We start from the raw sequence: 4366 nt of genomic DNA, 5'->3' as shown, positions 1-4366 counted from the left end.
GATTAGTACCTGTCATATTAAAGTTCAATTTAACTATAATAAGTAACAGTATTCTAAAATCAAGGGGTGAAATATGGAGAATTTACCCATTCTTAAATTAGGTTCCACAGGCTACTACGTAACCGTACTCCAATTAAATTTAATTGGTTTGGGAGTAAACTACGAGAAACTTCCTATTACCGGCTTTTTTGATGAAAAAACACATAAATGCACAAAAATTTTCCAAGAGAAAACTAAATTAAATCCTAATGGGATAGTAGAAGTTAACACATGGAAATCATTATTTAAGAACGTAATATTAATACAAAAGAAGCTACAATCTATAGGGTTTTATTTTGGACAACTTGATGGATTATTCGGTTTATCAACTACCCAAGCCACACAAGAATACCAAAAAGAGCAAAATTTATACCCTTCTGGTGATATTACACCGAGAACACGCCACAAATTATTTAATCCCAATTCTCAATCTGAATTTTATACTAGCTCTAATCATTTACAATCCTTACATCCATATGTAGAGATATTGGCTAAAGAATTTCTTCAATTAACAAAAACTAATGGCTTAGATGTTCGAATATATTCAGTGTTTAGGAGTTGGAGTGAACAAGATAGGTTATTTTCTTTAGGTAGATGGAAACCGGGTAAAAAGGTTACAAACGCTCGAGGCGGAGAATCATATCACAATTGGGGATTAGCTTTTGATGCTGCACCTTACGAAAATAACTCTATACCCTGGGGTGACATCAAGAAATTCAAGCAAATGGGGTATATAGGAGAGAAACTTGGTTTAACTTGGGGTGGACGCTTTACTACCATAGTTGATTATCCGCATTTCGAATATTCTTTTGGATTAAGTTCTTGGGATCTCCTTAACGGTATTACCCCTCCAATTTTGAATATATAGCTTTTCATGTAACTTAAATCACATCAAGAGTTTTTCTATTCATAAAGAGAAAAACATCTTCCAGATGAGATGCATGTACAGGATTAGGCAGGCCTGATGGAAGCAAGTTAATAAAAGATCTTTAAAATCTCAATGGTTAAAATTAGATGGCCTTATAGGTTAATAGAACATGAAAATGTAACTGTATTAAAAATAACACTAATCTATTTATGAATTTTATCAAATAGATTAGTGTTATTTCCATTTTTTACTTTTCTAAAACAATTTCTGCTATTTCATTAGCATATTTTTTAGAATCAAATCCATCATAGTTACTTAGGACTACAACAGACAAATATTCTTGTGGAAACCGCATGAAGTGTGAACGATAACCCGCCCAACTTCCTGAATGTTCTAAGTACCGACAGTTAAAACCTTCAGCAAGTCTTAGTCCAAAAGCATAATCTTCGTTTTCAATAATCGTCTCTCCAGCTGAAGAAAATTTCGGACCTATTTCGCTCATTCTTTTAACAAGTTCTTTTCCACCAACGGTGCCTGTAGTTAAATTTCCCCCCCATCTTACAAGATCTTCAACATTTGTATGAACTGCTCCATCCCCTGTATGTTCCCAAGGGCTTTCATAGACCATATATGCTCCTTGTTCATTCTTTGAATACCCTCTAGCAATTGATATAGTAGTTGGGTAGCAATCCACAATTGTTGTGTCTTTCATATTTAAAGGATCAAAAATACGTTCCTTTGCAAACTGACGTAAAGACTTCCCGCTTACCTTCTCTACCACTAGTGACAATAAAAAATATCCTGTATTGCTATACTCAAATTTTGTGCCAACAGGGAACCTTGCAATTTGATGACCCTTAAGGTGTTTTAACGATTCTTCCACAGTTAATATATCAGTAAATTTAATATTTTCTGCTTGAGCCAATTCCATATAATCAACTAGTCCACCAGTATGATGAATTAGATGTTTCAATGTTACAGGTTCAGCATATGTTCCTATAAAAGGGACGAACCTTACAATTGAATCATCTAAACTCAATCTTCCCTCTTGTTCTAAGAGTAATATAGAAAATGCAGTGAATTGTTTAGAGACTGAGGCAATATTAAAAATATTTTTTGTGGTTATAGGTAAATTTTTCTCTATAGAAGCTAAGCCAACCGTACCTTTATAAGTTACCCCGCTATCAAAACTAGCAATATATGCAAAGCCAGGAGCTTTTGGTGAAAACTTGTTAAATAATTGTTTAATCAATGTATGTGTCTTTTCATTATATGAATTATTCATCTCAATCTCGTACCCCTTCCATTAAATAATTCAAAATAGATTACCCTATTATCTTTCTCATATTGAATTCAATTAACCTTCATATCGAATGTTTGATATGGGGAAAATCTCAAGTCATCTCATTTTAGTTTCCAAGGAAACTAAAATAGAGTATAATTATATTTGTACAATAGATATCGTTTACAAATCCATTGTGCAAATTCTTGTATTAGCTCTTAATTAAATAAAAAAATGGAGGGCATGACATGGAAAATTATTATGATGTAGCGGTAGTTGGCGGTGGTCCGGTTGGACTTATGACAGCATGTGAATTAGCTATTCAAGGTGTAAAAGTTGTCGTTGTAGAGAGAAGATTAAATCGGATAAGAAATTCTAGAGCACTCACACTTCACCCCCGCTCCTTAGAATTAATGGCTATGAGAGGTATTGAAAATCGATTTTTATCTAGAGGGAAGAAATCAGATACAAGCCATTTTGCTGCCCTAGATACAAGATTAAACTTTAAAAATTTAGATACTGATTTTCCATATACGCTTTTTATTCCCCAATCTATTACAGAAGAAATATTAGAAGAGCGTGCGTTAGAATTAGGTGTAGATATTAAACGCGGTCATACATTAAAAGATATAAAACAGTATGAAACATTCGTACAACTAGAAATAGAACAAGCAGAAACAATATATAAAATAGAAGTTCAATATGTAGTAGGCGCTGATGGCGCAAGAAGCGTAGTTCGTGAGTTATCACATATACCTTTTAATGGAACAGATACAACAACTACTGCTATATTAGGTGATGTCATTTTAGAAGATGTACCGGATAACCCATTTTTTTCTACATCTAATATAAATGGGTTAATAATAATGGTACCTATTGCACCTAATGTATTTCGTTTTGCAATTGTAGATCCTAAGAATCAGACAATACCTGTTCATGTTGCTGTCACAGAAAAAGAGCTTATAGATAGTATTTATAGTATTACAGGTGAACATATTCAAATTAAAAGTCCAATATGGCTTTCTCGTTTTGGAAATGCAACCAAACTAGCAAATACTTATCAACATAAGCGTGTATTCTTGGCAGGTGATGCAGCGCATATTCATTTCCCTGCAGGAGGACAAGGTTTGAATGTAGGTTTACAAGACGCTTTTAATTTAGGATGGAAATTGGGACTCGCTGTAAAACAAAAAAAATATGAAAGCCTATTAGAAAGTTATCATATTGAACGACATGCTGTGGGAAAACAATTTTTCAAGGAAGTACAAGCACAAGAACAATTAATGATAAACTTTTCAAATGCAGGTATAGAATTAAGAGAGTTATTCTCGCATTTACTCACATACCCAGAGGTGAATAAAGATTTAGCTGAAAGAGTAAGTGGCTTAGGAGTTATATATTCCTCTATGCATACGAAAGAAAGGCATCCATTGATAGGGAAAAGATGTACAAATCTTCTTATTTCTTCTCAAAATAAGAAAACTTATAAACTCTTTGAATTGATGCAAGGTGGTAAATATATTTTATTAATACATCCGTTTTATAAAGATGAAATAGATAAAATTAACATTGATTCGCACACAAAGGTGGTTCTAGGAGAAATACAGGATCCCCAGTTAAAAAATATAGATGTCATTTTAATTCGCCCCGATGGTCACATAGCTTACATTGAGTATGATGAAAGAAAAGACTGTACAGATTTGAAAATAAAATTGAATAATTTTTAAAAACTACTATTTATGTAATGTTCTTATGGCAGTTAGCTTTTGCTAACTGCTCTTTTATTTTTTCAAAAAGTCACATAAATATCTTTAATTCCAAACATTCAAAAGATAAAATGTGATAAAATTGTTATGAAGATATTTACCAACTAATACATGCGCCCTAGACTTACGTACTAGGGCGCATGTATTTTTTAGTATGTAACTCCTTCACTCATCTATTATCTACAAAATAAGTATCATATGCCTTATCAAATTCATATCCTAACTTTTCTGCTAGTTTAGCAGATGTAGTATTCGCTGCGTCCCAGTTTGGATACTTTCCATTTTCTAAGCAATCCAATATAATAGCTGCACTAACTACAGTTGCCAAGCCCTCTCTTCTATGATTGTGATCAGTCGCAACTTCAATTTCAATCCCATCATTATAAATACTATAGGATTGAAATTGAAGTT

4 protein-coding genes are annotated in these 4366 nt (G+C 32.9%); 2 read left to right on the top strand and 2 right to left on the bottom strand.

The window, feature by feature from the left end; translation table 11 throughout:
* Nucleotides 1-73: 73 nt before the first annotated feature.
* Nucleotides 74-907 (top strand): peptidoglycan-binding protein, encoded by an 834-nt coding sequence (locus ABWK52_RS27510; protein ID WP_047387383.1) that lies wholly within the window; start codon nucleotides 74-76, stop codon nucleotides 905-907.
* A gap of 247 nt (nucleotides 908-1154) precedes the next feature.
* Here the strand turns inward: ABWK52_RS27510 and ABWK52_RS27505 are convergent, their stop codons facing one another.
* Nucleotides 1155-2192: a serine hydrolase domain-containing protein gene (locus ABWK52_RS27505; RefSeq protein ID WP_098542142.1), complete on the bottom strand. Its 1038-nt coding sequence runs from the start codon at nucleotides 2190-2192 to the stop codon at nucleotides 1155-1157.
* A 245-nt stretch (nucleotides 2193-2437) separates the two neighbouring features.
* Between ABWK52_RS27505 and ABWK52_RS27500 the strand changes: the two genes are divergently transcribed.
* Nucleotides 2438-3916, top strand: coding sequence for an FAD-dependent oxidoreductase (locus tag ABWK52_RS27500; RefSeq protein WP_087948246.1), 1479 nt, complete (start codon nucleotides 2438-2440; stop codon nucleotides 3914-3916).
* A 208-nt stretch (nucleotides 3917-4124) separates the two neighbouring features.
* On the opposite strand, the gene ABWK52_RS27495 is transcribed toward ABWK52_RS27500, so the two are convergent.
* A partial coding sequence (locus ABWK52_RS27495) for a GNAT family N-acetyltransferase (RefSeq protein WP_353772290.1) occupies nucleotides 4125-4366 on the bottom strand: 242 nt, incomplete at its 5' end.

Source organism: Bacillus sp. AP50 (genome assembly GCF_040492675.1).
Taxonomy (GTDB): domain Bacteria; phylum Bacillota; class Bacilli; order Bacillales; family Bacillaceae_G; genus Bacillus_A; species Bacillus_A cereus.
Note: the sequence above shows the minus strand (reverse complement) of the source record. Positions and strands in the feature narration are given on the sequence as shown.